Genomic DNA, 25,748 nt, shown 5'->3' on the forward strand with positions numbered 1-25,748 from the left:
ACAGGGATGGAATCCCCTATGTTGCTTGGATGGTTCAGTTCTCGGCGGGACTGGTCAGCGTCGCTCGCAACTGTTGTGCGACAGCGGCGATGTCCGGTGCTACAACGGCGGGTTCGACACCATCGGCGATCCAGCGGCGGACCAGCCGGCTGAGCTTGGTGGGTCGTGGGTCGTGTTGGAGGATGGCGCCGGCGGTGCTGCCGTCTTTGCGTAAATGTGCTGTTGTGGCGGTGAGGGCGACCATGGTGGGTGCGTATCGGGCAGGGGCGTGTCGCCACAGGTGCAGCCACAGCGACTGCGCTGCTCCGCAACGCTCCTCGGTGGACTGGATGAGGTGGATGTTGCGCAGGAGGAAGCTGGACAGGGCGGCGATCAGTTCGGCGATCTCGTGGACGGCGGTGGGCAGCTGGCCGAGCGTGGCGGCGGTGACGGCCTCGTCGAGCTGGTCCAGGCGCCGGCGCAGTCGCGGGAAGTCGCCGGTGAGTTCTTCGGCCTGGACCTCTTCGGTGATCGGGTCAGCGAGGGTGGCGATGCTGTCGCGGACGTCGGCGGGCGCGGGGAGGAACTGGGTGAGGAAGGTTGCCCGGTCGCTGTAGACGCGGTTGCCGTTGGCCACGCGATCGGTGGTGACCGGAGAGAGCGCAGGATCAGGCAGGATGCCGTTGTGGTCGGCGACGTCGTAGCACGACCAGACTGCGCCGGCGGTGAAGCTGGGCAGGTGCAGAAGCTCGACGTTGACGAATCCGGATTCGTGCAGCCGGTGCGTGAGTTGGTGAAGCTGAGGCCGGTAGGGCAGGTCGGTGCTGTCGCTGGGGTCGTGGACGACGGCGCCGATGAGGCGCTGGACCGGTCGGTCGCCCAGCGCACGGTCGAGGTGCGTGACGACCCGCTGCGGCAGGCGCATGGCCAGGTCGAGATCGAACCGGGTGGTGCGGCCAAGGCGAACAGTGCCGTCGGTGTGCACGACTGCGGCGACGATCACGAGCGAGTCGACGGGAACGAACCCGATCAGGGCCGGGATGGCGGCCAGAAGATTCTCGTCGGTTAGGTACATCGGTTCGGGCATCAAGGAACCTCACTGCCTACGGCGGACGAATGGTGCGGGTGGGCGTGACGTGTCGGAGGGCGCGGATGGCGCGGTGCTGGGAAGGGTGACGGGTCACCAGCCGAGGTCAGTGCGCACCGTGGTCGTGGCGGTGCGGGCGATCCAGGGCGGGGGCGGCCGCGTGATGTCGTGGCCGGAGGCAGCGATGATTCCGTTGACCGCGACGCTTCAGAACTCCGGCCGGTTTCGGTGTTTCCGCGTTCGTTGCGGTAGATGACGACCACGTCCCGGCCGTCGGCACGGCGGGCGCGCGCGGCAACCCGGATTTCGATCCGCATTGCCTGTCCGCGGGCCCCGGCCACGGATCTGTCGGTCAGCCGCCGTCGCCGAAGTGCTCGTGTTGTTTCAGCGCTTGTAGAGCCCGGTACACGAAGTCGAGCAGTTCCGCCGGGGTGCCCTCGACGGTCACCACTGTGGCGTTGCCGTCATCGGCCAGAACGAGGGCGAAGTCGCCGTCGGAAAGCAGTTCGACGCCGCCCTCCTCGCCCGGGCGCGCCAGCGTGACGTCGCATCCCGCCGGGATCCCGGCGTAGTCGTTACTCATCGTGTGGCTCCTCGACGTCGGTGTCCCGGCTCGTTATTACGGGCGGATTCGCGGAGGTCCGGTGTCGGTAGCGGATGTTGTGGAGCGTCTGCGGATCTGGTGCGGGAAAGGTGTTTTCGGCCACGTATCGGATCACGGTGTCGACCTGCAGCAGATCGTCGGTCGCCAGGAAGGCCAGCGCGGCGCGGGTGGTGTCGTCGAGGTGTTCGGCGGCAGCGTCGTAGACGTGCCACAACCACGTTGCGAAGGTGTACTTGCCGTCGGCATCGGGATGGATGCGTTCGACGGCGGGGCCGCTCGTCGGATCGCGGTCGTTGTCGCGTGCGTCATCGTCGATGACGATCAGGTCGTCGCCGTCCCAGCGGAAGCGCAGATGGTCGGAGGTGGCTTCGACGGTGATGGCGACCCATTCGGCGACGACACGGCGAAACCGCGGCGTCACGGCGTAGTGGTGACGGCCGGTCTCGTCGGTGGCCACGAACTGTGGCTCGCCGAGCTGCGCCGGGAAGTAAGGTTGGTCATCGCCGCACACCAGGCCTTCGTCGACGCGGAGTACGGCGGTGGAAAGGTCGGGCGGTCGGCTGTCGTGAGGCATCGATTTACCTGCCTGTGTCTCAAGTGGACGTGGGATTGTCGTCTGTGGGTGTCAGGTGCAGTCCAGGCCGCACCGGCGGCACAGCAGCACGACACTCTCGGGCGCGGCACGGTCGGCCGGGTCGAGTTGCGGCGTACCGCTGGCGTCGAACCAGATTCCGGTGGAGGTCTGGTCGTCACAGTCCTCCGGTCGTGCGACCGGCCAGGGCCGGTTCGGCACCTCGATGACGGTGCGGTCCGGGTGGACGTACTCGCGGGCCACCTCGTCGCGTCCGTGCCAGCGGATCGGTTCGTCGCGGTAGTGCAGGACACCGGGCAAAGAAGCTGCAAGCATCGGATTTCCTTTCAGCGGGCGCGATCGCCGGTGGTGAACGGGTCTTGCGAGCACGGCGCGGCCCGGGCCGGCGACCGCCAGACGGGCGGTCGGGCTTCGTGGTGAGGGCCGGGTCGCGCTGTGCTTTTCTGGTGACCGGGTGCGCCGCGCGGCGTGCCGGCCTGAGTCAACTGCCGGCTACTTCTCCTGCGCGGCGGTGGCGAGGAACGGGACGAAGTGGGCGCGGACCACCGGTTGGCGTTGTCCGGCTGCGGAGATCACGACTTCGATGGCGTCGCGCAGACAGGTGCGGACGGCGTGGTGGCTGGGGCGGCGCGTCGGGTGGTGATGGACCACGACCGGGTCGAGTGGCCGCTGACGTTCGCGGTGTTGGCCGGCCTGGTCGAGTTCTTCGACGCTGGAGAGCGTGGCGACGAACCCGATGTCCGGCTGGAAGGCGATGTGCAGGCGCGCCCAGGGCAGCCAGCCGTCGGCGGCTGGGCGGCTGAGGTTCCAGTACGCGGTCGCGGTGTGGCCTTCCCGGCGGACAACGGGGTCGGGATGCGGGTCGATCGCGGTGTCGACGACCGGGCCGGCCGGTGCGGCGGGTTCGGCCTCGCGCGGACGGACGTCCGTCTTATGGATGGTGAACCCGGAGCCGGGGCGCTCGCCGGTGATAGCCAGGTACCTGCCCTGGTCTTGCACGACCGTGCCCGACTGTTGCTGTCCGTCCCAGACGAAGTCGACGCGGTCGCCTTCGGTGTAGCGGTGCTGAAGCATGGGCAGCCAACCCGCGGGGATCAGGTGAGCGGGGATGAGGGCCTTTTCCAGGTCGGTGCTGTCCGGTTTCCGTTGCCAGAGCCAGGTGAAGGTCGATGCGGTGTCGGACATGATGGGATCCCTTCGGTCAGCGGGCACCGGGGTGGCGCCGGTGTCGGGGTACAGGCCGGTCGGTGAGCACGCGCGGGTTGTCGCGGCCGGCGGCGATACCGTCGCGGATGGTGGTGCTCAGCTCGCGAGCGTCGAAGTCGGCGACGCCGAGGTGGTGGCGGGCGGCGTCGGAGAGGTGGCGAGTGATCGCGGCGGCGCTGATCCAGCCGTTGCCGTGCAGCTCGCCCAGTGCCGCGGCGGCGGCGTACACGGTGATGTGGCGGTGGCCTTCGGTGGCGGTGGCGACGTTGCGGCACTCGGCGGCCACGGCGGCCTGGACGTAGGCGGTGACCCGGCGGCTGGTCATCGGCAACGGTGGCGGCGGATGCGCAGGAGGCGGCGGTGCCGGTGGAGCGGTGAGGGCGGTGACGAGCCAGCCGGGCAGGACAGCGACCGGCAGGTCCCAGGTGACGGCATAGGGCACCGGCACGCCGTGGACGATGGCGATGGATCCCGGGGCGGCGATGAGCGCGCCGGGGCCGCGGGTGTCGACGTGCCAGCCCAGCCCGCGGCCGCGTCCGCCGACGGTGCTGCGCAGCCGCGACCCGGGTGGCCGGACGAAATATCTGTGTTCGCCGGCGCGCGGGGTCGCGACGGTGAACGTGTCCACCGGGTCGGGTTCGCCGGCCTGTTGGGCGAGCTGAGCCAGGACGTCCCGGCCGTGGGTGACGCCGAGGCGGGCCCATGGGCGGGGAATCGGTCCGTGGGCGGCGTCGAGGTCGAGCACCAGCAGGCTCGCGGGCCCGCAGGCGATGCCGACGTTATGTCTCGGGTGGCGGCGCCACCACCGGCGGATGCGGTCGGGATCGCAGGTCGCTCGCTGCTGCCAGTCGGGAATGGCGGGCCGTTTGCCGCGCGGGGCGAGCGGGAACACCGGCCACCCGCGCCCGGCAGCGCTCAACGCAGCGCCGAGCAGATCGCCGGTGGCGTTGAGGGGTGCCGGTGCCGACACAGTCGTCGTGGTCATGGCACCAGCTCGGCCGCGACCGGGGCCGGGGCGGGGTCGATGACCATGGCGGCGGCGTTGTCGGTGCCGCCGTGGTACCGGGCGGCGAGTGTTAGCCGGTTCGCGCACGCAGCTGGGGCGCTGAAGGTGCGGCACGCGCGGACGAGGGAGGCGTGTGGGACGGGTTTGTGGACGCCGTCGCTGGTGAGGAGCAACCGGTGGCGCGGCCCGGTCGTGGTGATGTGGCCGAGGGAGTCGTGGTCGGCGGTGGCCACGGAGCTGGTGACGACGTTGTCCCGCCGGGCGGCCAGGTCCTCGAGGTCCTGCGGCCGATCGCGGTAGTGCTCGGCGAGGTTGTCGCGGAGTTCCTGTCCTTCGGTGTGGTCGACGGTGAGCTGGGTGAGGACGTCGGTGTCGGGGTTGTACTCGTAGGCGCGGCAGTCTCCGACCCACGCGATGTCCCACCCGTTGCCACGTTCGGGTGGGAGCGGGGTGGCGACGACCATGACGGTGTCGCCGGTGTGGACGGTGGCGAGGGTGCTGGCCGCGGCGAGCAGCCCGGCGACGGCGCCGCGGTCGGCAGCCATGTAGGCGGCGGTCGCGGCGGCGCTGCCGGCGGCGTGGGCGGCGAGCGGGTAGTCGCCGATGCCGTCGGCTACGGCCCAGCCGTGGCGGGTGCCGGTGAGGGAGACGTGGGTGCCGGTGGCGTCGGCCTGGTGGGCGCGGCCGCCGATGCGCAGCGCCGCACCGGGCAGGAAGGTGGGGTGTTCGGCGGCGGAGCGGCGGTGGTCGCGGGCGAGGGCTCGAGCGTCGCGGTGGGATTCGGCGATCTCGGTCCAGCCGCAGTGGCAAGTGGCGTGTGTCCATGTCGGGCCGGGCGGGAGTGGGGCATACGGCCAGACGGGGTGGTGCCCGGCGGCGTAGGTGCTGGTGCGGTGGATGTGGTCGAAGGCTGGCGGAAGGTGCGGGTGCATCGAAGCGACTCCGTTCACCCGCGGGGCTGGCGGCGAGCCCGGCGGGAGGCGAGGACGACGGGGTGGATGAGAACGGGGGCGGGCCCGGCAGCGCAGTGCGCGGGCCCGCCCCCTGGGCGAAGGACCGGGTGCGGCGACGAGCCGGGCGGTTAGACCGCGGCGCTGATCAGCTCCGCCTCGGCCTCGGTGTCGTGCTCGACCGGCTCCTGATCGGTGCCGGTGGCGTCGTCATCGGTGTGGTCGGTCGCCGTGTCGCTCTGGTCGTCCGTGCTCACGTCGTCGACGTCGTCGATCCCGGTGGTGGGCTCGTCAGTGGGGTCCTCGACTTCGGTGTGGTCGGCGTCGTTCCGGGCCTCGGCACCGTCGGCCTCGTCACCCTCGGCGATCGTGCCGCCGTCGCTGATGGCGTCGGTGGCGAGGTCGCCGAGCTGCGCGGCGATGACCTCCTGCTCGGTTTCCGGGGCGACGACCTTCCGCTCGACGTCGGAGGCGGGGTAGCCCCAGCCGATGATCGCGGCCATGTACTCCCGTGCGGAGCCCCACGGGCTGCGCCACGTGTTGCGAGACAGGTCGTCTTCGATCGCGCACAGGGTGAGGACCAGGTCGTAGAGGGTGGCCTTCCCCGCGGTGGGCGCCTTGGCGACCTTGTCGGTCAGGTCGGCGAGCGTCGCACCCACCGGCATGCCGAACAGCTTCATCCCCAGCGGGTGGTTGCGCTCGAACGCGCGCCGCAGCGCGTAGCCGCCGTGCGCCTTCTGCAGCGCGAGGAACAACTGCGCACCCTTGGGCGCGGTGCCGCGCTGCACCAGCCCGGCCAGCCACTGCCGGCGCGGGGCCTGGGATGCGTCCCAGTCCTTATTGTTCTGGATCACCCACTTGCGGATGATCCGCGCCTTCTGGCGCTCCAGCTCGGCGGCGGCGTGGGCAGCACGCGCGGCCGCGACCTCATCGGCCTGCCCGGCTGCGTCCTCCTCGTCGGGCGACTCGTGGTCGACGGATGTGCCGGTGCTGGTGGGCACGGGGGTGAAGTCCGCGCGGCCGGCCGGGGCGTAGCTGAGGGCGTGACCGTGGGCCAGGAAGTCGGCGCAGCCGTAGACGGCCACCGGGATCTGATTGCCCTGCTCGTCGTAGTGGTCGGTCTCGATCCACGCGCCGTGTCCCGGGCAGGACGCGTGGTCCTCGGCGCTCAGCTCGGTGTGGGGCTCGTCCTCGGGGGTGGGGCGCAGCCGGTCCAGCGTGCGCGCGTCCCCGTGACTGTCGGGCAGGCTCGTGTCGAAGATCGTGACGCCCGCGGCGGTCAGTTCCTCGGTGAGGTCCTCGGTCAGGGCCGCGAGCCGCTGCTGGTCGGCGCGTTCGGTGCGCTTGCGCTCGGCGAGCTGGGCGAAGTTGTTCGGCGCCGTACGCGCGGTGAGGATGAGCTCCTTGGCCGTGTCGGTGTCGCCGGCCTCGTCGAATTCGGCGATGACCGCGGCCTGCAGCAGATCGAGGTCGTAGCGCTCGGCGGCCTTGAGCGCCAGCTCGCTCTGTCCGGCCTGCAGGACGTTCTCGACGTAGGCTTTGCCCTGCTTGCCCAGTGCGAGCTTGCGGGCGATTCCGGCGGGCTTGAGGTTGAACGCGGCGAGCTGCTTGAGGGCGCGGGCGGTGTCGGCCAGGGTCACGGGCTTGCGGAGGGCGGGGTCGTTCTCGATGAGCTGGTTGACGATGCGCTCGATGGTGGCTTTGCGCTCGTCGGCCGGCGGCGGGGTCTTGATCCAGATCGGCACCGTGCAGCCGGCTTCGCGGGCGTTGAGGACGCGGCGCTGGCCTTCGGTGACCACGATGGTGCCGGTGTCGTAGTCGCGGTAGCCGTTGACCGCGGTCTTGACGCCGTGGGTCTTGAAGTTCGCCGTGGTGTCCTCGTCGGCTTCGGCGTTGTCGGTGCGCACGTTCTCAGCCAGCAGCACGGTGTGCGGGTCGGCCCGGACGATGGTGTCGATCTCGGCGTCCCACTGCGCGTGCAGCGCCGCGCGGTCCTTATCGGACAGTTCGTCGAGCGGGATCTCCTCGACGTCGGTCGCGGTCGTGTCGCCGTCGGAGACGGTGTCCTCGGCGGCGGCACCGCCCAGGTCGTCGGTGGGGAGGTCGGTCGTGGGGAGGTCGGTGTCCGGTGCGGACGTCGGGTTGTCGGTGTCGCGCTGGGTCGGCAGATCCATCGTGCTGGTCACGAAAGGCGCTCCTTCACACGGGCCGGCCGGTCACCGGGAACGAATCCGGTGACCGGCCACGAACCCCGCACCACCTTCCTTCTCCATCACCGCGTCGTGGTGATGGAGAAGCGGAGTGCGGGTGTCCCGGTCGGGACGCACTCGCCCCAGCGGGGCCGCCCGCGTCGACGGCAAGGCCGCCCCGACCGCACGACCGGAAGTAGAGATCGTGATGGGGCGGGCTTCCGTTGACGCCAGGCTCCGCTAGAGTGCGTCGGCCCGACCGGAATACCCGCACCGCTTTTTCCAGCGCAGCAACACTTTCCTCATCCTTCTGCCTGGCCCCGCTGCAGCGGCTTTATCGCCATGAGGCTCGTGCCTCACAACTCAGGGCCTGTTGCAGCTCACCTGGGAGCCGGATTCCGGAGCAGGCCGAGCATTCCGCTGCGGTGGGCGAGCGTCAGCCAGATGTCGGCGATGTCCGGGTGCGCCCGGCCATCCAGGTCGGCCCGTGTCCAGGCCAGCCCCAGGCACCGCGCAGCGGTCCGGGGAGTGATCCGGCCCTGTCGGATCGCGTCGTCCAGTTCCCGTACCGCGTGGGTGGGAAGGCCGGTGACGGCTGTCGTGTAGTCGATCTCGGTGCCGGGTTCCGGTGCGGCACCCCACCGGTAGCGCGCGCGTTCCCGCGCTCGGGCGACGCCCTCCCGCACCGACTCCAGGGACGGCAGCGACGGATGGGGCTCGGCGACGGTGACCTTCCGCAGGAACAGGTCGACGCGGTCGAGCAGCCACTGCGGGATCCGGGCGAGGTAGCCCGCACGCTGCGCCGGGGTGCAGCGGCAGTCCTCGGTCCGGATGCTGCCGCACAGGCAGTCGCGGGCGGTGAACACCATGCGCGCTCCGGCCGGGCGCGTTTCGGCACCCGCCGCTGCGGTCACGCCGATCGTGCCGTTCTCCAGCGCCGGACGCAGCACCTCGACGATGCGCGCAGAAAGCTCGGGGAGGTCCTCGACGGTCAGGACACCGCGATGCGCCAGCGTCAGCAGTCCCGGACGACTCAGGGATCCGGCTACCCCGGCTATCGTGTCGCCGGGCAGCAACGGAACTCCGGGCGGCCGGAGGCGCTCGCTGCGGTCAGGGGCAGGTTCGCCGGCCAGGAAGTGCCACGTGCTGACCTCGAGCGCCTCAGTGTCGGTCAGGTCGGCCATCAGCGCCCGGATCAACCGCGGCAGCAGCAGGACCGGGGTGCCGGGTGCCGCGACGTGCAGGGTGTGGTGACCGCCGGCCGCGGCGACCGCGGCGGCCCGGACCGCCGTGGGCGACAGCCGGGCCCAGGCTTCGGGAGTCCACGACGCGGTAGCCAATGCTCCTTCGCCCGATTCGGGTCGTAGGGCCGGAGCGGGCCCGCCGCGCAGCCAGCTGACCAGGTCATCCAGGCAGGCGACAGGGATGACGGTGAGGCCGGGGACGTCGCCGGCCTCGGCGGCATTGGCGGTGGGCACGACCAGGTGGGTGAACCCGGCGGCGGCCGCGATCGCGCGCGATCGCATGCCGGGAACCGAGCGGACGGTGCCGTCGAGACTGAGTTCGCCGACCAGCGCCGTCGCGGTCAGCCGCCGCGCTGGTACGGCCTCGGTGACCAGTAGGGCTGCGGCCGCGGCGGCGAGATCGACGTCGGAGCGTGGGTGGGCGGTGGAGGCGGTGAGGTGCACGACGCCGTCGGGCCAGGACATGCCGCTGTTGCGGACGCCGGCACGCACCCGGTCGCGGGTCTCGCGTGAGACCGTCGGGCTGAGGCCGTGCACGCGCAGCCCGGCGTCGCCGACGCTGAGGTGGGCGCGGATGTCGACGATCCGGGCCTGGGAATCGTCGAGGGTGACCACACGGGTCAGGGCTTCCATGGCTTCGTCCTTCCAGGAGGCAGAAAGAGACTCCGGTGCCAGGTAGGGCGCCGGAGTCGGGGGGTGTTCGTCGCCGCGCGACGGCGGGGCCGGAGGTCAGCGTGTGGTGTCAGGCGCGGCGGGTGCGGGGTGGTCGGTGGCGGCGCGTTCACCGATGAGCGCGGCGAGGGCGAGCGCGTTCTCGACGGTGGCGTCGATGCTGAACCGGACCCGGCGCTGGGGGTCGCGCCAGACCGGCTGCAGCACCTGCGCGGTCGCGAACAGCGGCTGGCCGTAGGCGCCGACCGACACGGTGTTCGCCCCTGCCGCCGGGGTCGTGCCGAAGCCCGCGCCGATCGCGGCGAGAAGGTTGGAGAGGTCGGCGGCGTCGCATGCGCGCCGGTGTGCCAGGTCTTTCGCCGCGTCGATCAGCTCGACCACGTTGGGGATCAGCCGCCGGGCGAGGTCTTTGCCGACCGCGTCGGCGGGCCGGGTACGCGCCACGGTCGCTGACGGCCGGACCATTCCGGTGGGCTGGTGGGGACTGAGCTCGGAGTCCAGCCAGACCTCCAACACCAGGCGTTCTGTCGATCCGTTGGAGGAGACGGTCACGCTGATCCACCCGCCGTCCGGGCCGATGAGCGCGGCGTCCTCGCCGACACAGCGGGGTGTGGCGGCACGCCACGGCTCACCGAGCGCCTCCGCAACCGCGCGCAGATACGGCATCAAGTCGTTCGACATCTCTCGGGTTTCCTTTCGATCGCGAGGTGTGCAGATCCGGTCGCCGGTGCCGCGGTCGCGGCGGGCCGGCGTCCCGGGTGGCACGTCGTGAAGCCGGTGACAGCGCGGACGGGGACCACGGCGGCGCTGCACCTGGGCCGCACCGTTGGGCAGCAGGGGGCCGCCGTGGTCCCGGGCGGCGCTACCGTGTTTCTCCGGACGCACCTGACCGGTTATCGCCGGCCGCTGTGGTTGGCTGGGTGCTGGTGCGGCGGGCGGCGCGGGCGGCGTCGACGCCGGCTTGCCAGCGGCTCCAGCGGCGCCCGGCTTGGCGGGCCTTGAAATGGGCGATGTTGTTCGCCGGGATCCCGACCGGTGTCGGTCCGAGTACGGCCAGCAAGTCGGACTCCTCCTGCGAATGCCAGCCCGCGGCCGCGATCGACTGCTCATCGGGGAAAACGTCCGCAACCCGATCTACTGCAGGGTCCAATGTGGAGTCTTGGGTGCCGCCGTAGGAGTAGACCCACCAGAAGTTCCGCGGCGGATTAGGCTCGACCAGCTCCCGAAAGGCCGCCACTTCCTTGGTGTAGGCGTAGAACCGGGTGCGCTGCCGGGCGCGCATGATCTCCAGCCACGCGGACAGGTAGGCGCGGGAGTAGAAGTCGCCGCTGTCGTGGATCCGCACCCACGCGTCGATGAACCGCTTGTGCGACAACTCATCCAGCATCGCGTGCTGCCAGCCGGGCAAGTCGTCCAAGGTCCAGCGCAGATTTTCCTGATGCCGTGCTCTCACCTGAGGAAAAAGGTATGTGCCGTTGCGGGCGTAGCAGGCTTGCGCGCACACCCCGGCCGAGGGACAGGCGTTGTAGTTACGGCCGTCCGGTAGTTTCCCGGCGAAGGCGGGCAGGGACCAATTCCAGATTCCCAGTCGTTTCAGTTCGCGGTTCTGCCGCAGCAGCGTCATTGTGACCACCGTCCTCATGCCACTCAATGCATGGGGAAGGCCATACCAAGATCTGGTAGCTCCAGGGTACACCTGCTACGCCACGGCGACGTGAGACCGACAGTGACGGGAAGACTGTCCTAACCGGAATGTCAGCGGCTCGGTCATCGCGGCCCTCGCCGTTGGCGGACGCCGCGACGAGCAGGTGTGGACGCCGTCCGACCCGTCTGTCCGGGTTCGCACGTCGCGTGGCCAGGCGGCGACATCCGCTGCGGTATCGCCTGCGTCCTCGGCAGGTGCGGTAGCGGGCACCGGAGGATACCGGTGACGTGGGCGATGGCGACGGCGTGCGCGCGGTTGCGGGCCTTCAGTTTGGCGAGGATGTTCTTCACGTGGGTACGGATGGTCTCGTGTGACCGGAACTGCTTGAGCGCGATCTGGATGTTGCTCAGGCCGCGGGCGACGTCGTCGAGGACTTCCCGTTCGGTAGCGGTCAGTGTGGCTGGCTGGGACATGCTCGGACCTCCGACGACGGTGGCGAGGCGAGGGGGCTGGCCGGGCAGCGCGGCGCGTGCGCTGACCCGGCCAGCCCCGAACCGGGATTCGGCTTGCCCGGGGGAAGGCGTGCCGCTCGGGGATTCCCGGTTCATTCAGGTGGCCTCGCGTGGGGTGGTGTGCGGACGAGGGCGGTCACCCAGGTCCCGCCGTGGCACCGGTCAAGGCCCCGTGCCTGCGTCCGGAGGTCGATGTGTCGACGTTGCTTGACCGGTGTCGCGGGACCTGGTCGCGTGATTGAGGCCGCACGACACCGCGAGGTCACGGGTGCCTGGGAGCCGCGGCATCGGTCGCGGGCCTACGATTCGCCGTCCATGCGATGAGGGCGTCTGCGGCGGCATGGACGGAGTCGTAGAGGGGTTGCTCGTCATCGGGCAGGTCGGGACGCAGTACGGATCCGGTGAGGCTGCGGGCCTCGTAGCGGTCGAGCAAGCCGGCGGTGGTGAGGCGGACGCAGCCGACGGCGCTGCGGTCGACGCGGACCCACCAAATCTGGTCAAACCGGTAGACCGCGCGCGTCGGTGCGGTCCGGGGATGGTGATCGGGATGGCGGCAGGCGGCCCACCAGTTGGTGACGGAGCAGTCGATGACGTGGTCGCCGGCGTTGACGATCGCGGTGACCGCGTCGCGGGCCAGCGCCGGGACGACGAGGTCGGCCAGCATCGTGAACGCATCCCGCGCCTCACTGATCGCGGCCAGCAGCGGCGCGGCCTGTTCCCGCAGCGTGGTCACGTTCAGGTGCCCGAGTTCGGTGTTGCGGTCGGCGTAGGCACGCTCGTCGGTGAACCCGCGGATCCAGCGGGGGGCGAGCGCGTCCAGGCAGGCGATGCAGTCGTGGCAGCGGTAGATAATCGGGCGCGACACCGCGATCGAGATGCCGTGACCGGTGTTCGTGCAGCCGTCGGTGCCGCACGTCACCGGTGTGATGGTGCTGGTGATCATGGTAGAAGTCCTTTCGTGAGCGGGAACGGCGAGCGAGGGCGGGGGCCGGAGCGCGTTCAGACGGCGGCGAGGACCTTGTGCAGGGTCGCGGCGGCGGTGCGGTCGTGCTTGGCCAGCTCACCCGTCATCACCCGGGTCATGTTCCGTTCTGCGCGGCCGGCGCCGCGGATGACGGCCTCGTGGTTGAGGTGCGTGTTGACCGCCTGGATTACGCCCCACCCGGTGTTCTTCCACGGGCTGACCCGGCTGTCGCTGGTCCACAACCGGGTCAGCGCCGAGCGCTTCTTGGCGGCGTTGGTGCGTCCCCGGCCCGGCTGCTCGGGGATCGGTGTGTGGGCGTCGAGGAAGGCTTTCCAGGCTCGGTCGGTGACGGTGGTTTGACACAGTTTCTTGACTTCGGCGGCGAAGTCGTCGGCGACGGTGTGCACGATCTGCAGGGCTTCGCGGGCGGACAGGAGCTGCAGGGCGCTGTTGCGCTTGTGGACGACGGCGACTTCTTGGCCGTCTTCGCGCAGGCCGAGGTTCATGGTGTTGTCGCAGACGACGTTGGTGACGACGCGCTTGTAGCGGGTTTTCAGGCTGGCGTCGTGGCTGGAGCAGGCGAGCAGGTTGGGCCGGAACTCCACGCCTTCGGGGGTGGTGATGTTGTCGGGGGCTTCGACGCTGACCCAGGCTTGCTTGCGTTCGCGCAGCAGGCCGGCGGAGCCGATGCTGAGGCCGTCGTCGAGCAGGGCGGCGACGTTGTCCAGCAGCCAGGTGCTGTACTGGTGGATGCCGTATTCGTCGGTGTGGATGGCGAGGATGTCGCCGGTGTCGGAGGTGGTGACGCCCAGGTGATGCGGGGCAAGACGCAGTCCGAACCGGTCCTCGACCAGGACCCGGGCCGGTTCGGCGCTCCAGCCGAACAGGCGTCGTTTGACCTCGGTGATGGGAATCGGGCCGGGGTAGTGGTTCGGTTCGGTTCCTTGGTGGTCGGCGCGGTAGTGCCAGGCGTGGCCGCGTTGGTCGGTGAATCCGATGAGGACGTTGTTGTTGAGCCAGGTGCTGGTTTCCTTTGACACGGTCAGGGTCCTCTCGTCGTGGCCGGTGCTTGCCCGCTGCTCGGGGGCGGCGGGCTCGCGGGTGGACGGGGCACGGCTCACCAGGCCGAGCGCCGGCGGTGCACCAGGCCCCGAACCGTGGGGTGAGCCGGTGTTGTGGACTGGTGGGGTGTGCACCGCCGGCGCGGGCCTGGTTCCCTCGGTCCGGTCACACCGCGATGGCCGAATGCCCGGCACCCCGCAACCGCCTCTCCGCGGGGGCGCGAGGGGCATGCCGGGGCGTCACCCGGCCCGAGTTGCCGCCGTGGCAGGGGATTCCACCTGGAGACGGCGTCGACGATCTTCGGGTCGTTCGCCGAGGCCGAGCAGGCGCAGGACGTGCTCGATGTCCAGCTCGGTGAGGGCTGGTGCGGCCGCGGAGCCGGTGTGCAGGTCGCGTAGTGGCAGCGGGTGGGTCTGGCCGTGGCAGCGCTGTTTGAGGATCGCCACGTCCCCGTGTTTGGCGCGGAAGTCCTGTTCGAGCTGGGCGTACCAGGCGAACCGATCGGGGAAGACCTTCTGGGTGCGCCGCCAGTGGGCCTGGCCCCCGCGCACGCAGAGACCGCCGCAGTTGTTGTGGCTGAACCCGAAGCGATACAGCCGCGGCGGCTCCAACCCGACGCCCCGACACCAGGACAGCAGATCGTCCTTGGTGAGATCGGGATGCTGCATCAGCGGATACTCGACGCGCCATGGCCGCCACCCGGTCGTGACCGCCGGGGCTCGGCGTTGCTCGCCAGGCTCAAGCCCGACGTAGAGGACGGTGTCGGCTGGGTCGGTGTGCTCGGTCAGCCACCGACGGCATGGTTTCTGCTTCAGCACCTGTGAACAGGGAGCAATTCGGGCGTTGCCGAGGTAGCTGCGCTGGACGAACAGCTGGGACGGTGTCCGGCCGTCGCAGACCCGTGTGATCGGGATCCCGAGCCGATGGGAGGCGTCGGCGTTGAAGCGGTAGAGGTCGCTGTCCTCGATCAGGACGTCTGAGAAGAGCAGGGTGATCGGGTCGCCGGGGTGTGCGCGGCGGACGAGTTCGGTGGCAGCCCAGGACCCGATACCGCCGGACCATTGAATCACGTGATGCACGAGGTGGCCTCCTGAAAGGCAGAGGCCGCAGGGTCCCGGGCGCACTACGACGCCCCGGGACACTGCGGCCGAGCAGGCTTGCTGGGGACGTGGGCTACCAGCGCTTGGCGCTGCCCCCGGGCGCCGCGGCGACCCGGTCGGCGGTCTGGTCCAGCTGCTGCTCGACGATCTCGGCGGCGGCGTGGTGCTGGAACAGCAGTCCGACGGTGGTGGCGCCGGGCGCTCCGTGGGCGTGGGCGAGGGCGCAGGCGGTGAGGTGGCGGTCGCCGCGGCGGACGGCGCTGGCCGCGATCAGGGTGGCCAGCCGGGCCCGGACAGCAGGGTCGGGGCTGCCGCGGTAGAGGGCCATCCACAGCTGCTCGACCCGCTGCGGGTCGTGCTCAGTCGGCGGCAGGAGCATCGGCCCGTAGATGGCGTTGTCGGCCAGAGCGGTCGTGACGGCGAAGGCTGCGATGTCGTCGACGAGTTCGCCGCGGCCGGCCTGGGCGGTGGCGTGGGCGATGATCCGGTTGGCTTCGTCCCCGCGTCGAATCAGCAGGGGCACGATCCGGCGGGCGAAGCGGCCGAGGTGGGCCGGCAGGGATTCGCCGGTGTTGGTGAAGGGCAGGCCCCAGGTTGGGGTCGGGGCGTCCCCTCCGAGCTGGATGGGTGCGGCGAAGTCGAGGTCAGTGCGTGGGGGGATGACGGTGCCGAGGTGGGTGGGGCGGCGGTAGTCGCGCCACGGGGCGCCGGGGCGGGTGTGCGGGGCCCAGTAGCGGCCGACGATCGTGTGTCCGGCGGGGCGCAGGTCAGTCTCGAGTGCGGCGATTGCGGCCCGCAGGGGCAGCCCGTTGCGCGAGTGGGTCCCGGCGATCACGACGACGACCAGATCGGTGTCGCGGTCGGTCGGAAGCGCCGCTCGTACGTGCCCGGCGATCTCGGTGGTGGTCATGCCCCGTACCAGGGTGACCGGGAACGCCGCGCCGGTCGGCGACGTCAGTCGCCACGCTGATGTGCTGTCGGTGTGGGAGGGCAGTGCGAGGACGTGCAGGGTGTCGGCACAGGTGTCGGGCAGGGATCCGATCAGTTCCCCCGGGGTCAGGTACGCGGTCACGTATCGGCGCTCCTTGGCTCGGCCTCCCGGGCGTGTGGGCCGTGGGAGGCGGTGGCGGCCCACGAAGGTGTGAGCCGCCACCGCCCCGAGCGCGCGTCCGACGGCGGCCCGTGACGCTCGTCAACGTCACCGGTCTAAGCGAGGTTCGGGCCGTCGTCGGGGCGTGCGCTAGCTTCGGCCGGCCTCATCCGCCGGGACGGCCGCCTTCGGATCGGCGTCCACCTCCTCGGACTCGTCGATCACCGCGATGACCTCGTCGGCCGAGGTAACCAGGCGGGCTGTGCCGTCTTGAATCAGCCTGTGACACCCAGCCGACACGGCGGAGGACACCGGACCCGGGATAGCGAGGACGGGCCGGCCCAGCTCGGCAGCGAGGCGCGCGGCGTGGCGGGCGCCGCTGCGCTGGCCGGCCTCAACCACGACCGTGGCGGTCGTGAGCGTGGCGAGCAGCCGGTGGCGCTGGAGAAAGCGGTGGCGGGCGGGTGGGATACCGGGCGGGTATTCGGACACGATCGCGCCGGAGGTGGCGATGCGCTGGAGCAGGCCCACGTGTCCGGCAGGGTAGGCGCCGTCGATCCCGCACGGCAGGACGGCGACGGTGGCGGCCGGGCGATCGGTCGCCATCGCACCGCGGTGAGCTGCTCCGTCGACGCCGTACGCAGCGCCGCTGAACACCCTGACACCGCGTGAGGCCAGAGCGTAGGCGAATTCGGCGGCGTGGTGCTCGCCGTATGCGGTGGCGGCCCGTGCTCCGACGATGGCGACCGAGTGCGTGGCCGCCAGCTCATCCAGCCGTGGCTCGCCCTGAACCCACAGGCCCAGCGGCGGCCCGCCGAGGGTGTCGTAGTCGGCGGCCAGGGTGCTCAGGCCGACGAAGACGTCGGTCGGCCATTCATCGTCTTCGGGGATCACGAACCGGCCACCGAGACTGACTGCGGTCTGCAGACTGGTGTCGGCGAGTTGCCAGCGCACGTGGCGACGAGACTCGGCGAGGACGTCGGCGGGTGCGGAGCAGTCGGCGATGCGGTGGGCGGCGTCGACGGGCCCGACCGCGGTGACGTAGCGGGCGAGGATCGGGTTGGTGGGTTCGGCGGCGTGCTGGAGGAACGCGCGGGCACGCCGCGCGTCGGTGGAACTGGACATGACGACTCCTTCATGGAGAGCTGCTGAACGGGCGGCGGGCGATCACGATTCGTCCGGGAAGCTCCGCACGCGGATCTCGTGGAGGCGGCGTTCGACGACGGTGCCGACCGGCCACATGGCGGCGAGCAGCAGCAGCTCCACCGCGGCGTCGATGACGCCGTTGCGCGTCTCGACGGTGTCTTTCCAGCCGAGGGCGAGAAGTCCGGCGTGGAAGTGGCCGATGTACTGCGCGGCGGTCATGTCGCTTTCGACGATCTCGGCGGTGGTGGAGGTTTGCCGGCTGGTGATGCCGACGAAGCTGCGGGCGCAGCCGCAGATGGGCGAGTCCGGGTCGTCGTGGCATTCGCCGGGAAGATCGACCAGTTCCGTACCCGGAAGGTCGTTGGAGTCGTTGTCCCGTTCACCTTGGGTGCGGTGGGTGGAGACGAAGTATTTCAACACGGATTCCTCCTCGGTGGCCGCGGCCCGGGTGGGCGGTGGATGCGGTCTTCGTCAGCGGGCCCCCGCGGGTCCGGGGCAAGCCGGCCACGTGGAGAGCGGCCGTGTCCCTCGTGGACGGTGGGCTTGCCCCGGACCGGGGGTCTGCTGCACTGCGCTGCAGCCACGCCCAGCCGTGGCCGCAGCGCGGGGGCGGATGATGTCGTCGAGTGCTGCGTTTCGCGCACAAGGTGACACTCAAAGTTATTACCAGAAAACCCGCCACAGTTGTGGCGAATTACTGGTTTCTGAGGCACTCTGGTTGTAGAAGGTGATCCGCGGTGGTCCACAGGGAGCGGCCACAGTGGACCCTTCCGGGGACCTTGAACCGCTCGACCCCCCAGCGGTCACAGGGGTTCCCGGCCCGGGGCAAGGTCTCTGGGGAGGGCGCCTGCCCCGGGCCAAAACTTCTAAACTGATGGCGCGCTCGCCGTTTTCGGCGGGCGGTTGAGGTTCCGGCCCGATGCGACGGCCTAGACCGAGCCTCGGTTTCTCGTGCGTGCGTTGACGAGCCGCTGCCCTCGCGCTCGAAGAAGCTCATCTTCTGGGCGGCCGCGACGCGCCAGAGTCGACGGGAGTCCTTGTCATGACAGCGAGTCTTCGATGCGCGAAGCGGATCGCAGCGTCACTGCTGACGTTCGGTGCGCTCGCGGGCGCCGTGATGGCGGCCGCGGGGCCAGTGCAGGCAGCCGAACAGTCGCCCGCCGCCGTTGTGGTGCCCGAACAACCGGACGTCGGATCACCGGGCGAAGGCGAAGCCAATGCGGGCACACCGGCCGTCGCGCCCGATGGCACCCTCGTGTGGTCCACATCGACCGCGCCGCACACGCGCCCGATGTCGGCCGCGACGGCGCAGGGCTGGATCGCGGTCATCGCGACTGCGGACGGGGCGCGCATCCGGTCTCGGCCGGTGGACGGTCCGGTGCTGGGCACGATCGGCTACGGGGCCGAGTTCTGGGTGTCGTGCACGCGCGGGGCGTCCGATGGGCACGCGTGGGGCTGGTCCTACCGCGGTGGCACCTACGGCTGGGTCCGTGGCGATCTGTGGGAGGTCGAGCAGCACACCGGTCCCGGCGGCGGCGGGACACCACGGGTTCCGCAGTGCCCGTGACGCCACCAACGCTGTGACATCCGCCGGGTGTCCCGCGTGGGCGGGTCGGTCCGGCCGGTGTCCAGTCCCGGCCGGGCCAACGTCCCATCCTCACCCGCACTGGCGGACCGGTGCGGGCGTGGCACGTCCATCGCGGACCGCGCACGGTCGACGTCACCGGTTGCCGAACCGGGCGATCCAGTCGCGGACGACGTGCTCGGGCGTGCCGAGACGCGCGGCGATCTGGGGCCAACGCACGTAGCGAGCCCGCAATTCGATCACCTCCCACACCCGATACGGGGTGCGCTCGCCCCGAGGCAGAGGCAGCGGGCAGTTCCGGGCGGTGGGTGGCCAGGGAAGCCAGTCCGGATCCGGCACGCCGTCAGCGGGAAGACGTCGGTGTGTGGCGGTGATGTACTGGCCGATGGTCGGCCAGCGTGTACCGGTTCTCGTCGACGTCGCCTGGTTCTGGTTGGTGTCCCGGGTGGACGGTGTTGGCATCTGTCTCTGAATCCTCTCTGAGCCGGCGTATCCCGGACACGAACAGGGCGACGCCCCAGCCGACATCGACGGCCACTGCCGCCCACGTGGCGACGGTGCCGTAGATGGGGCGCCAGCGGGCGAAGACCATGGCGATGATCGGAATCACCAGGGCTGCGACACAGGGGGCTCCGATGGCGTCACCGAGCACGCGGCCCACGGTGAACGGTTCGCGGGCGGGCATTCAACGCTCGGGTGGCAGAATGTCGAAGAATGACCGGATCAGCATCGGGTCGCGGCCGAGGAAGTCGCGGACCTGGTGCCACACGTGCTCCGCGCGCACCCAGTCGTGGTACTCGTGCCGAGGGATCTCGTCGTCGTCGCGTGGGGAGAGGTTTTCTTCGATGTAGGCGTCGAAGGACAGCCGGCCATCTCCGGCATCACGGGCGAGCAGGAAGATAGCTTCGTCCCAGTCGAGTTCGGCGTGGCCGGGCAGGTTGTGCAGCCACGTCATGGATTGCTGTTCGCCGTCCGGGTCCCGGCGGTGCATCCGCAAGGCCCATTCGCGACGGACGTGACCGCCGCGTTGAAACGTCCCGAGATCCCAGGAATAGCGGTGGATACGGTGACTTCGGGTGAAGTCCAGACCAAGAACGTCCTCGGCAGGCTCGTGGCCGGTCACGGCGTGGCCTCCGGCGGCTCTGTTGCGCCGCGGTGGGAGGCAGTCTCAGGTGGTTGTCGCTCGGTCGCCTGCCGAGGTAGCCGGCAAGAACAACCGTCATGCGGCGGCTGTGGCGGCCGTCCGTGGCGCTCGGTGGCGTCGCGGGCCGCGCGTGCCGGTGATCCGTCGGCGGGCGTTGCCAGCAACGCGCGTACGAAGCCGGCGCGGTGCGTGTCACGCGCGTCCACCAAGGCCAGCGCTGCGGCAAACGCTTTCCGGCCGGCGCGGATCCGGCTGCTCATCCAGTAGGCGCGACCGAGCAGGATCAGCATGTCTGCGCGCGCGACGTCCTTGATGGCGTCGTCGTCGGTGAGCGTGATCGCGCGACGCAGATGCGGCACAGCGGCGGCGGCGCGGCCGGCGTCCAGAAGAACCTCGGCCATGTCACGCCGCGCCAGCAGCCCACCATGATCGTCGCCGACGCGGTCGCAGGTGTCGATGAGGGTGGACAGTACGTCCATCGCCCGGTGGAGGCGGTCCCAGCGGCGGTAGAGATCACTCAGCCTGGTCAACGCCCGGCAGACACCGGCGTGGTTCTTCCGGGACCGCTCGAGACTGAGGACACGAACCCAGCCGGTCTCGGCCAGCGGCAGCTCGTCGTCGTGCTCGGCGCACTCGGCTGCCCGCGTCAGCACCCCGATGAGCGCTGCGGGGTCGCGGCTCTCGATGGCCTCTAGTTCGCGCAGCGCCGCAAGATCTGCGCGCCACGCCGAGCCGGTGAGGAGCGTAGGCAGCGGCTCTGCGGCACTACGACTGCGGCTCATCGGCCCACCCATTGCATCCGTCCCGGAAGTCCCGCGTGGCGATGACCGCGGCTATGGCACGGTCCACGCGCAATGCGTCCGCGACTGCGGCGACGTCGTGCAGCGACCGCATCGGTTCCTGCCCGCGTACCACCTTCTCCAGGAACGGCGCCGGCAGCCCGGTCCGGTCGGCCACCTCGACCAGGTCCACACCGGCGATCGTGCAGGTGTCGCGCAGCCAGTCACCGAATCGCCGCGGCGGGAGCAACGGGATGTATTCCACGCCGGGGAGCAGACCCGGTGGGAGCCGGTGATCCGGTATTGGCTGCTTGGTCTCTGCGGCCAGGCGACGGACGTTCCGTTGCATCGCCGCGGTCTGGCGTGTGAACTCCGAGCGTGGCCAGTCGCCGTCCAGCGGTGTGCGGCCGAGCTCCGCGAGACGTTCACCGGCAAGCCGGAACATTTCGGCGTTGTAGCGGTGAAACTCGATCCACTTCAGCACGTCAGTGCTCGTGCCGGGATTTCGCGCGTTCATCTCGCTCTGCGCGGCCGACAATGTCTCCGGAACGACGTCGATCTCAACTGTCGTCGGAATCTGAGGCTTGACGGGGCCGGTCATCGCGTTGCCTCGGCCAGGGGGAAGGAGTGCAGTACGGTCGAGGCGTAGTGACAGTGTTCGGGATCTTGGATGGTTTCGACGAGGTCGATAGCGTTCACGGTGATGCGGGCGTGACTGGGGCGCAGGTGGCGTTGCAGTGCGCCGCTGCAGCCGTGGCCGTCGGCGTAGCACAGCGCCATGTGCGCGGGGCGACTGTCGTGGGTGACCGAGTCGGGGCCGCATAGCTGGGCGATGGCCGGGCGCACACGTTCGACGAGGGCGTCGAAGGGTGCGTTGTGGTGGGTGTCGGCGATGACGCCGCGGGCCTGAGTAAGTACCGACCCGATCAGCATCTCGAACGCCGGCACGTCGGCGAGGACGGGACCGAGTGCGGTGATCAGCGCCGCACGGATCGCCGGATCGACGGTACCACCATGGGGCGGCCGGATCGGTTGGACGGTCAGGTGCAGCGCGTGGTCGGGGACGGGTTGGGTGGTGGCGGGATGCTCGCCCAGAATGTCGCGGCAAGATTTCACCAGGCGCGCGAGTTCGTCGTCGCGGCGGAGGTCGGGGATGATCATGAGCTGGAGTTCGCGGTGACCGGCCGGCCACAGGCGATCGGGCTGGAAGTGTGGCTCCACTGTGGACTCCTGATGGTGTGTGGTGTCAGAGCTGGGCGTGTAGTTCGGTGGCGGCTGTGAGGTCGCTGGCGGCGCCGGGACCGGCCCGACTGAGCCGGGCAATGAGGTCTTCGGTGATCCGGCGGGTCAAGCCGGCCGCCCCCAGGGCGTAGCGGGCGCGGGCGGCGGCCAGGTCGAGTCCGGTCCGGTAGCGTGGCGCCGCGGCGTTGCCCAGCAGGGCGTGCGCGCGACCGATGGCCGACAGCGCGCTGGACGGCTGCCGGTCGGCGGTGAGCGCGTCGGCGAGGTAGGTCAACGCCCGGGCCGTACCCAGCCGGTGTTTCGCGCGGATCAGCGCGCTGATCGAGGCGTCGAGGTAGCGGAGGGCGTCGGCGGTGCGGCCGAGGGCAAGGTGGGCTTGCCCGATGCGGCGGTGGGCTTGGGCGTGGCCGTGGTCGTCGACGACGCTGCGGTACTGGCGCAGAGCGGCGGTGAGCTCGCGCAGCGCCTCGTCCGGGTTGTCGACGGCCAGGTGGACGCGGCCCTGGTGGGAGTGGGCCAGCGCCAAGACGCCTGGCTCGGCGATGTCCTGGGCGAGCGCGACGGCGTCGGCTGCGGTGCCGAGCGCGTCGCGAAGGCGGCCCAGGTCGGCCAGGGCGGAGGCTTCGCGGGCGCGGAACACCGCAGCCATCGGACGCTGGGTGTGGTGGCTGAGGGTGTAGCCGGTGTGCTGTGCGTAGGCGAGGTCGTCGTGGTGGTAAGTACTGCGGGCCAGGTGCCAGGTGGCTTCAGCCAGCTCGATCGCGACGTCGTGGCGTCGGCAGTCCACCGCGGCGGTGAGGACGTTGCGCAGGACGCGGTGTTCCCAGGTGTACCAGTGCAGCGCGCGCCGCTCGTCGACGTGGGCGTAGGCCGGGACTGAGTGGTCGGCGGACGCGCTGAACCGGAACGCTTCGGGGGCGATGAGCGGGACGGCGGCGGAGGCGGTGGCGGCGTACCAGTCGATCAGCCGGGAGGTCTGCTCCGAGCGTGTCGGGTCGGGCAGTTGGGCTCGTCGATGGGTGGCGTGTTGGCGGGCCCAGGGCGCGAGCAGGTAGCGGTCACCGGGTGGGAGCTGGTCGAGCAGGCGGGCGGCGTGCAGGCGCTGCAGCGCCGCGGCCGCATCCGACACGCGGATGCCGAGGGCGGCGGCGATCGGGGGCGCAGTCGTCTGAGGTCCGGGGTGATCGGCGAGCAGCTCGTAGACCCGCTGGATCGGTGCGGGCAGGTGTGCGTAGGGGATGCTCACCGGTGCCTCCGACGACCGTGCGCGAACTGGGCCGCGTGGGATGGCGCGGTCCGGCGGCTGCGCGGCGGGTGTCTACGCGGTGCGGCGGCGCGGGTCATGCGGGCCGGCCGGATCGGCTGCGGGGCGCCGGGCGCGGCGTGGGAATGAGTTCCACGGCCGGCCAGAGCGGAACTATCGCCACGACGTAGAGCCACGTCGTGACCGGCAGCTGCCGGTACGCCAACGGCTCGGCTGCTGGCCGATGCCGGACTCTACGCAGCTCGGTACGCGCGACGTGCAGACCTAGGGCCGGGTAGGCAGAGCACAGCAGCAGGGTGAACAGAAAATCCATGCGAATTCGTCATTTCGTGGTGATGGCAGCGGTATCGGGACGGATCGGTCGCCACCGGGGTGCGGCGGCGCAGAACGTGCGAAGCCGGGCGGCGATTCGGTCAGGGCGGTGATCGATGGGCCCGGAGGCCGCGTTCGGCACCGGCAGGTCGGCCCGGCCGCGGGCCGCCGAAGGGTTCGACGGGTACGCCGCGTTTGTCGAGGATGCGCCAGACGGTTCCGTAGGAGACGTCGTTGCACCGGGCGATCTCGTGGATCGGGGTGTTGTGCCGGTAGTCCTCCTCGATCTGGGCTTCGTCGATATCGACGGTGTTTCCCTTGCGGGGATTGGTCCGTGACGACGCGCCGGCGTGGGCGATGACCGTGAGCTGGTCGGCGCTTTGGCGGTGCAGCAGGTGCAGCGCGCGCAGCCCGAATGCCTCCTGGACGCGGTAGGCGAAGTGGGCGCTGATGCTGGTTTCCGCGGTCAGGACACGGGTGACGTGGGACTGCGTGTAGCCGACGGCCCGGGCGAAATCGGCCTTGGTCAAGGCACGCTCGTGGCGCAGTGCGCCGAGCATGTCGGCTGCGGTGGGCTGGGCCTGGCCGTGGTGCAGGTCGATGTGGACGCAGGTGTACTGCGCGTACTGCTGCATGGTGGCCAGACAGAGGTTGCAGAGGGCGATGGCCTGGGTCAGGCAGGGGCCGTCGAGGAGGACGGCGGGCACCGCATTGTGCGCGCAGACGGCGCACGTCTGGTCCAGGAGAAGAAGTCCGTTCATCGCCGTGTCACGGGGTTGCGGGAGCAGGCAGGTCGGCAGCGAAGACCACCATGAGCGCCAGCGCCCACAAGCAGGATGCAGCAGCCAAGTCCGCCCACCACCAGGACGACGGTCTTGACGGGGTCGGTCCGGCGTCGCGGCGTCGTCGGGTACCACTTCTCGTCGGTCACTGGCCACCGCTCGCCGTGGTGGAGCCGGGTGCGGCGGGGTCGCCGCCGAGCTGATCAGCGCAGGTTGCGGTGTCCTGATGCGCTGCCTGCCGGTAGAGCTGCGCGGTGATCTGGCCGGTGGTGTGAGCCCACGACCGCAGGTATCCGGCGAGGGCCGTCGGGCTCTGGTGTGCCGGCGGGTCTTCGGTCACCTGCTTTTCCATCAGTGCGAGGGCGATACGCAGCCGCCGCAGAATCTCGTCGATCTCCTCGGCCGCCCCGGCTGAGGAGAGTTCGGCGTCGTGTCGACGGAGGTAGAGCTGGGCTCCGACCGCCAGCGCCTGAAACGCCGCACGCTCGTAGGCCGCGATCGCGTCCTCGGCCGTGGCGGCCTCGACAATGCCCAGAACGGCGACGCCGCACGGGCAGGCCATGCTTGAGGTCACCGGCGATCTCCCCGTCCGTTGACGTCCCGGGGCTGCTCCCCGCCCGGCCGGAGCGCGGCAGTGGCGGTACGCGGCGGACGGTGGCCAAGCAGGACGGTCCGCACGACGGTGCCGGGCGCGACTCGATCCAGAGTGGCCGGCGTGACCGGGTGCGTCGTGACGTCCGCGACGTCGCCGAGCAGCTGATCGGCTGCGCGACGATCCTCGACAGCGAGCGGGATACCGGCCGCGGCGAACCGCGCAACGAGTGAAGACGCAACAGGGTCGGACACACCGGCGCCGTCGCGCTCGTCAGTCCCGTGCGCGGTGAGCTGGGTGATCGCCGCGAGACTGCCGGACGGCGCGCCCTCGAGCAGCGCCAGGATGACGGCCAGGCGGATTCCGGCCGGTCGGAGCAGGCCAGTGGCGAGGATCCCGAGCGGCGCACCGCTGGCGAGCAGGTCAGCAACTGCGGATGTGGCCGCCAGGTCGTGGTGGCGGTCGGCGGGCAGGCAGAGGACGTGGGCGCGGCCGGCGGCAGCGCCGTGGTCGATGCGGTCGTGCAGGCCCCGGGTGACCGGGTCGTGTTCGATCACCACGATCCGCGCGCCGGCGTCGTGCAGGTCGGCCAGCGTGGACGAGTGGGCCCAGATGGGCAGGCCGCCGGTGCCGAGGACAAGGAAGTGGCGCAGCCCGCGATCGAGCATGGTCTCCGCGGCACTGCGATCCCAGGTGGCGACGGACCTCGCCACGCGAGGCAGCTGCGGGTGCTCGGCGAGGACACGGTCAGCGAACAAGCGGTCGACGGCGGTGTTGAGCGAGCCGTCGAGCAGGTAGTCGGCGACGGCGTCGCGGCGGGGACTCTCGATGTCGACGTGGACGCGTTCGCCATCGTGCGCGCGCGGCTGAGGGGGTGTGGCTGTACTGCGTGGTGGCATGTCGAGGTGCTTTCGTAACTGGTCGGTCGACCTGCGGTGGCCGGACACGTCTCGGGGCTGAGGGGTGGCCGCAGCATCGGAACTGCCGCGGCCACCCCAGG

29 protein-coding genes are annotated in these 25,748 nt (G+C 70.6%); 1 reads left to right on the top strand and 28 read right to left on the bottom strand.

Annotated features, from left to right (window positions below; genetic code table 11):
• Positions 1-34: 34 nt before the first annotated feature.
• The 18 genes from ACIQWX_RS13770 to ACIQWX_RS13855 all read right to left on the bottom strand — a co-directional run bounded on the left by ACIQWX_RS13770 (position 35) and on the right by ACIQWX_RS13855 (position 17,468).
• On the bottom strand, positions 35-1,066 hold the full coding sequence (locus ACIQWX_RS13770) for a DUF4192 domain-containing protein (RefSeq protein ID WP_400869172.1): 1,032 nt from the start codon (positions 1,064-1,066) through the stop codon (positions 35-37).
• A 352-nt stretch (positions 1,067-1,418) separates the two neighbouring features.
• Positions 1,419-1,649, bottom strand: coding sequence for a hypothetical protein (locus ACIQWX_RS13775; protein ID WP_400869174.1), 231 nt, complete (start codon positions 1,647-1,649; stop codon positions 1,419-1,421).
• Complete coding sequence (locus ACIQWX_RS13780) at positions 1,642-2,244, bottom strand: hypothetical protein (RefSeq protein ID WP_400869176.1); 603 nt, start codon at positions 2,242-2,244, stop codon at positions 1,642-1,644. Before ACIQWX_RS13780 ends, ACIQWX_RS13775 begins: the two co-directional genes overlap by 8 nt.
• 51 nt (positions 2,245-2,295) lie before the next feature.
• Positions 2,296-2,577: a hypothetical protein gene (locus ACIQWX_RS13785; RefSeq protein WP_400869178.1), complete on the bottom strand. Its 282-nt coding sequence runs from the start codon at positions 2,575-2,577 to the stop codon at positions 2,296-2,298.
• 177 nt (positions 2,578-2,754) lie between these two features.
• The gene (locus ACIQWX_RS13790) at positions 2,755-3,447 is read right to left on the bottom strand and encodes a hypothetical protein (protein WP_400869180.1); all 693 of its coding nucleotides are present in this window, start codon (positions 3,445-3,447) and stop codon (positions 2,755-2,757) included.
• 16 nt (positions 3,448-3,463) lie between these two features.
• Positions 3,464-4,453: a bifunctional DNA primase/polymerase gene (locus tag ACIQWX_RS13795; RefSeq protein WP_400869182.1), complete on the bottom strand. Its 990-nt coding sequence runs from the start codon at positions 4,451-4,453 to the stop codon at positions 3,464-3,466.
• Positions 4,450-5,406 carry a PP2C family protein-serine/threonine phosphatase gene (locus tag ACIQWX_RS13800; protein WP_400869184.1) on the bottom strand — a complete coding sequence of 319 codons (957 nt, stop codon included), beginning with the start codon at positions 5,404-5,406 and terminating at the stop codon, positions 4,450-4,452. The genes ACIQWX_RS13795 and ACIQWX_RS13800 overlap by 4 nt, the downstream gene beginning before the upstream one ends.
• Before the next feature lie 149 nt (positions 5,407-5,555).
• Positions 5,556-7,610: a ParB/RepB/Spo0J family partition protein gene (locus tag ACIQWX_RS13805; RefSeq protein WP_400869186.1), complete on the bottom strand. Its 2,055-nt coding sequence runs from the start codon at positions 7,608-7,610 to the stop codon at positions 5,556-5,558.
• Between the two features lie 383 nt (positions 7,611-7,993).
• The gene (locus ACIQWX_RS13810; RefSeq protein ID WP_400869188.1) at positions 7,994-9,490 is read right to left on the bottom strand and encodes an ATP-binding protein; all 1,497 of its coding nucleotides are present in this window, start codon (positions 9,488-9,490) and stop codon (positions 7,994-7,996) included.
• A 96-nt stretch (positions 9,491-9,586) separates the two neighbouring features.
• Positions 9,587-10,210 carry a hypothetical protein gene (locus tag ACIQWX_RS13815; protein WP_400869189.1) on the bottom strand — a complete coding sequence of 208 codons (624 nt, stop codon included), beginning with the start codon at positions 10,208-10,210 and terminating at the stop codon, positions 9,587-9,589.
• 181 nt (positions 10,211-10,391) lie between these two features.
• A complete protein-coding gene (locus ACIQWX_RS13820; protein ID WP_400869191.1) occupies positions 10,392-11,153 on the bottom strand; it encodes a hypothetical protein in 762 nt (253 codons plus the stop codon).
• A gap of 143 nt (positions 11,154-11,296) precedes the next feature.
• A complete protein-coding gene (locus ACIQWX_RS13825) occupies positions 11,297-11,647 on the bottom strand; it encodes a helix-turn-helix transcriptional regulator (RefSeq protein ID WP_400869193.1) in 351 nt (116 codons plus the stop codon).
• Between the two features lie 301 nt (positions 11,648-11,948).
• Positions 11,949-12,629, bottom strand: coding sequence for a hypothetical protein (locus ACIQWX_RS13830; RefSeq protein ID WP_400869195.1), 681 nt, complete (start codon positions 12,627-12,629; stop codon positions 11,949-11,951).
• Between the two features lie 56 nt (positions 12,630-12,685).
• The gene (locus tag ACIQWX_RS13835; RefSeq protein WP_400869197.1) at positions 12,686-13,690 is read right to left on the bottom strand and encodes a DUF932 domain-containing protein; all 1,005 of its coding nucleotides are present in this window, start codon (positions 13,688-13,690) and stop codon (positions 12,686-12,688) included.
• A 261-nt stretch (positions 13,691-13,951) separates the two neighbouring features.
• Entirely contained in the window at positions 13,952-14,836 is an 885-nt protein-coding gene (locus ACIQWX_RS13840; RefSeq protein ID WP_400869199.1) for a hypothetical protein, read from the bottom strand.
• 49 nt (positions 14,837-14,885) lie between these two features.
• Positions 14,886-15,884 carry a DUF4192 family protein gene (locus ACIQWX_RS13845; RefSeq protein WP_400869201.1) on the bottom strand — a complete coding sequence of 333 codons (999 nt, stop codon included), beginning with the start codon at positions 15,882-15,884 and terminating at the stop codon, positions 14,886-14,888.
• A 168-nt stretch (positions 15,885-16,052) separates the two neighbouring features.
• Positions 16,053-17,027, bottom strand: a complete 975-nt coding sequence (gene dprA / locus ACIQWX_RS13850; RefSeq protein ID WP_400869203.1) for a DNA-processing protein DprA — start codon at positions 17,025-17,027, stop codon at positions 16,053-16,055.
• Between the two features lie 42 nt (positions 17,028-17,069).
• Positions 17,070-17,468 (bottom strand): hypothetical protein, encoded by a 399-nt coding sequence (locus tag ACIQWX_RS13855; protein ID WP_400869205.1) that lies wholly within the window; start codon positions 17,466-17,468, stop codon positions 17,070-17,072.
• Positions 17,469-18,090: 622 nt separating this feature from the next.
• Between ACIQWX_RS13855 and ACIQWX_RS13860 the strand changes: the two genes are divergently transcribed.
• The gene (locus ACIQWX_RS13860) at positions 18,091-18,615 is read left to right on the top strand and encodes a hypothetical protein (protein ID WP_400869207.1); all 525 of its coding nucleotides are present in this window, start codon (positions 18,091-18,093) and stop codon (positions 18,613-18,615) included.
• A gap of 153 nt (positions 18,616-18,768) precedes the next feature.
• Here the strand turns inward: ACIQWX_RS13860 and ACIQWX_RS13865 are convergent, their stop codons facing one another.
• The 10 genes from ACIQWX_RS13865 to ACIQWX_RS13910 form a co-directional block, all read right to left on the bottom strand.
• Complete coding sequence (locus ACIQWX_RS13865; RefSeq protein WP_400869209.1) at positions 18,769-18,876, bottom strand: helix-turn-helix domain-containing protein; 108 nt, start codon at positions 18,874-18,876, stop codon at positions 18,769-18,771.
• A gap of 100 nt (positions 18,877-18,976) precedes the next feature.
• The gene (locus ACIQWX_RS13870; protein WP_400869211.1) at positions 18,977-19,318 is read right to left on the bottom strand and encodes a hypothetical protein; all 342 of its coding nucleotides are present in this window, start codon (positions 19,316-19,318) and stop codon (positions 18,977-18,979) included.
• Positions 19,319-19,756, bottom strand: coding sequence for a hypothetical protein (locus tag ACIQWX_RS13875; RefSeq protein WP_400869212.1), 438 nt, complete (start codon positions 19,754-19,756; stop codon positions 19,319-19,321).
• Positions 19,753-20,559, bottom strand: coding sequence for a hypothetical protein (locus ACIQWX_RS13880; protein ID WP_400869213.1), 807 nt, complete (start codon positions 20,557-20,559; stop codon positions 19,753-19,755). Before ACIQWX_RS13880 ends, ACIQWX_RS13875 begins: the two co-directional genes overlap by 4 nt.
• Complete coding sequence (locus ACIQWX_RS13885) at positions 20,543-21,157, bottom strand: helix-turn-helix domain-containing protein (protein WP_400869215.1); 615 nt, start codon at positions 21,155-21,157, stop codon at positions 20,543-20,545. The genes ACIQWX_RS13880 and ACIQWX_RS13885 overlap by 17 nt, the downstream gene beginning before the upstream one ends.
• Positions 21,154-21,777 carry a 2'-5' RNA ligase family protein gene (locus ACIQWX_RS13890; RefSeq protein WP_400869217.1) on the bottom strand — a complete coding sequence of 208 codons (624 nt, stop codon included), beginning with the start codon at positions 21,775-21,777 and terminating at the stop codon, positions 21,154-21,156. Before ACIQWX_RS13890 ends, ACIQWX_RS13885 begins: the two co-directional genes overlap by 4 nt.
• 25 nt (positions 21,778-21,802) lie before the next feature.
• Positions 21,803-23,044: a tetratricopeptide repeat protein gene (locus tag ACIQWX_RS13895; RefSeq protein ID WP_400869219.1), complete on the bottom strand. Its 1,242-nt coding sequence runs from the start codon at positions 23,042-23,044 to the stop codon at positions 21,803-21,805.
• A 431-nt stretch (positions 23,045-23,475) separates the two neighbouring features.
• Positions 23,476-24,135: a transcriptional regulator gene (locus tag ACIQWX_RS13900; RefSeq protein WP_400869221.1), complete on the bottom strand. Its 660-nt coding sequence runs from the start codon at positions 24,133-24,135 to the stop codon at positions 23,476-23,478.
• A 166-nt stretch (positions 24,136-24,301) separates the two neighbouring features.
• Positions 24,302-24,730, bottom strand: coding sequence for a hypothetical protein (locus ACIQWX_RS13905; protein ID WP_400869223.1), 429 nt, complete (start codon positions 24,728-24,730; stop codon positions 24,302-24,304).
• Positions 24,727-25,695: an SAM-dependent methyltransferase gene (locus ACIQWX_RS13910; RefSeq protein WP_400869225.1), complete on the bottom strand. Its 969-nt coding sequence runs from the start codon at positions 25,693-25,695 to the stop codon at positions 24,727-24,729. Before ACIQWX_RS13910 ends, ACIQWX_RS13905 begins: the two co-directional genes overlap by 4 nt.
• Between the last annotated feature and the right edge of the window lie 53 nt (positions 25,696-25,748).

The sequence above is a fragment of the Amycolatopsis sp. NPDC098790 genome (assembly GCF_044759945.1).
Classification (GTDB): Bacteria; Actinomycetota; Actinomycetes; order Mycobacteriales; family Pseudonocardiaceae; genus Amycolatopsis.

What these genes read in the sequence shown, in the direction of transcription:
- ACIQWX_RS13785 (WP_400869178.1), bottom strand. Translation starts at nt 2,577, where the DNA reads ATGCTTGCAGCTTCTTTGCCCGGTGTCCTGCACTACCGCGACGAACCG.
- ACIQWX_RS13790 (WP_400869180.1), bottom strand. Translation starts at nt 3,447, where the DNA reads ATGTCCGACACCGCATCGACCTTCACCTGGCTCTGGCAACGGAAACCG.
- ACIQWX_RS13795 (WP_400869182.1), bottom strand. Translation starts at nt 4,453, where the DNA reads ATGACCACGACGACTGTGTCGGCACCGGCACCCCTCAACGCCACCGGC.
- ACIQWX_RS13830 (WP_400869195.1), bottom strand. Translation starts at nt 12,629, where the DNA reads ATGATCACCAGCACCATCACACCGGTGACGTGCGGCACCGACGGCTGC.
- ACIQWX_RS13815 (WP_400869189.1), bottom strand. Translation starts at nt 10,210, where the DNA reads ATGTCGAACGACTTGATGCCGTATCTGCGCGCGGTTGCGGAGGCGCTC.
- ACIQWX_RS13870 (WP_400869211.1), bottom strand. Translation starts at nt 19,318, where the DNA reads ATGCCCGCCCGCGAACCGTTCACCGTGGGCCGCGTGCTCGGTGACGCC.
- ACIQWX_RS13880 (WP_400869213.1), bottom strand. Translation starts at nt 20,559, where the DNA reads ATGAGCCGCAGTCGTAGTGCCGCAGAGCCGCTGCCTACGCTCCTCACC.
- ACIQWX_RS13860 (WP_400869207.1), top strand. Translation starts at nt 18,091, where the DNA reads ATGACAGCGAGTCTTCGATGCGCGAAGCGGATCGCAGCGTCACTGCTG.
- ACIQWX_RS13820 (WP_400869191.1), bottom strand. Translation starts at nt 11,153, where the DNA reads ATGACGCTGCTGCGGCAGAACCGCGAACTGAAACGACTGGGAATCTGG.
- ACIQWX_RS13900 (WP_400869221.1), bottom strand. Translation starts at nt 24,135, where the DNA reads ATGAACGGACTTCTTCTCCTGGACCAGACGTGCGCCGTCTGCGCGCAC.
- ACIQWX_RS13885 (WP_400869215.1), bottom strand. Translation starts at nt 21,157, where the DNA reads ATGACCGGCCCCGTCAAGCCTCAGATTCCGACGACAGTTGAGATCGAC.
- dprA (WP_400869203.1), bottom strand. Translation starts at nt 17,027, where the DNA reads ATGTCCAGTTCCACCGACGCGCGGCGTGCCCGCGCGTTCCTCCAGCAC.
- ACIQWX_RS13800 (WP_400869184.1), bottom strand. Translation starts at nt 5,406, where the DNA reads ATGCACCCGCACCTTCCGCCAGCCTTCGACCACATCCACCGCACCAGC.
- ACIQWX_RS13775 (WP_400869174.1), bottom strand. Translation starts at nt 1,649, where the DNA reads ATGAGTAACGACTACGCCGGGATCCCGGCGGGATGCGACGTCACGCTG.
- ACIQWX_RS13825 (WP_400869193.1), bottom strand. Translation starts at nt 11,647, where the DNA reads ATGTCCCAGCCAGCCACACTGACCGCTACCGAACGGGAAGTCCTCGAC.
- ACIQWX_RS13810 (WP_400869188.1), bottom strand. Translation starts at nt 9,490, where the DNA reads ATGGAAGCCCTGACCCGTGTGGTCACCCTCGACGATTCCCAGGCCCGG.
- ACIQWX_RS13770 (WP_400869172.1), bottom strand. Translation starts at nt 1,066, where the DNA reads ATGCCCGAACCGATGTACCTAACCGACGAGAATCTTCTGGCCGCCATC.
- ACIQWX_RS13780 (WP_400869176.1), bottom strand. Translation starts at nt 2,244, where the DNA reads ATGCCTCACGACAGCCGACCGCCCGACCTTTCCACCGCCGTACTCCGC.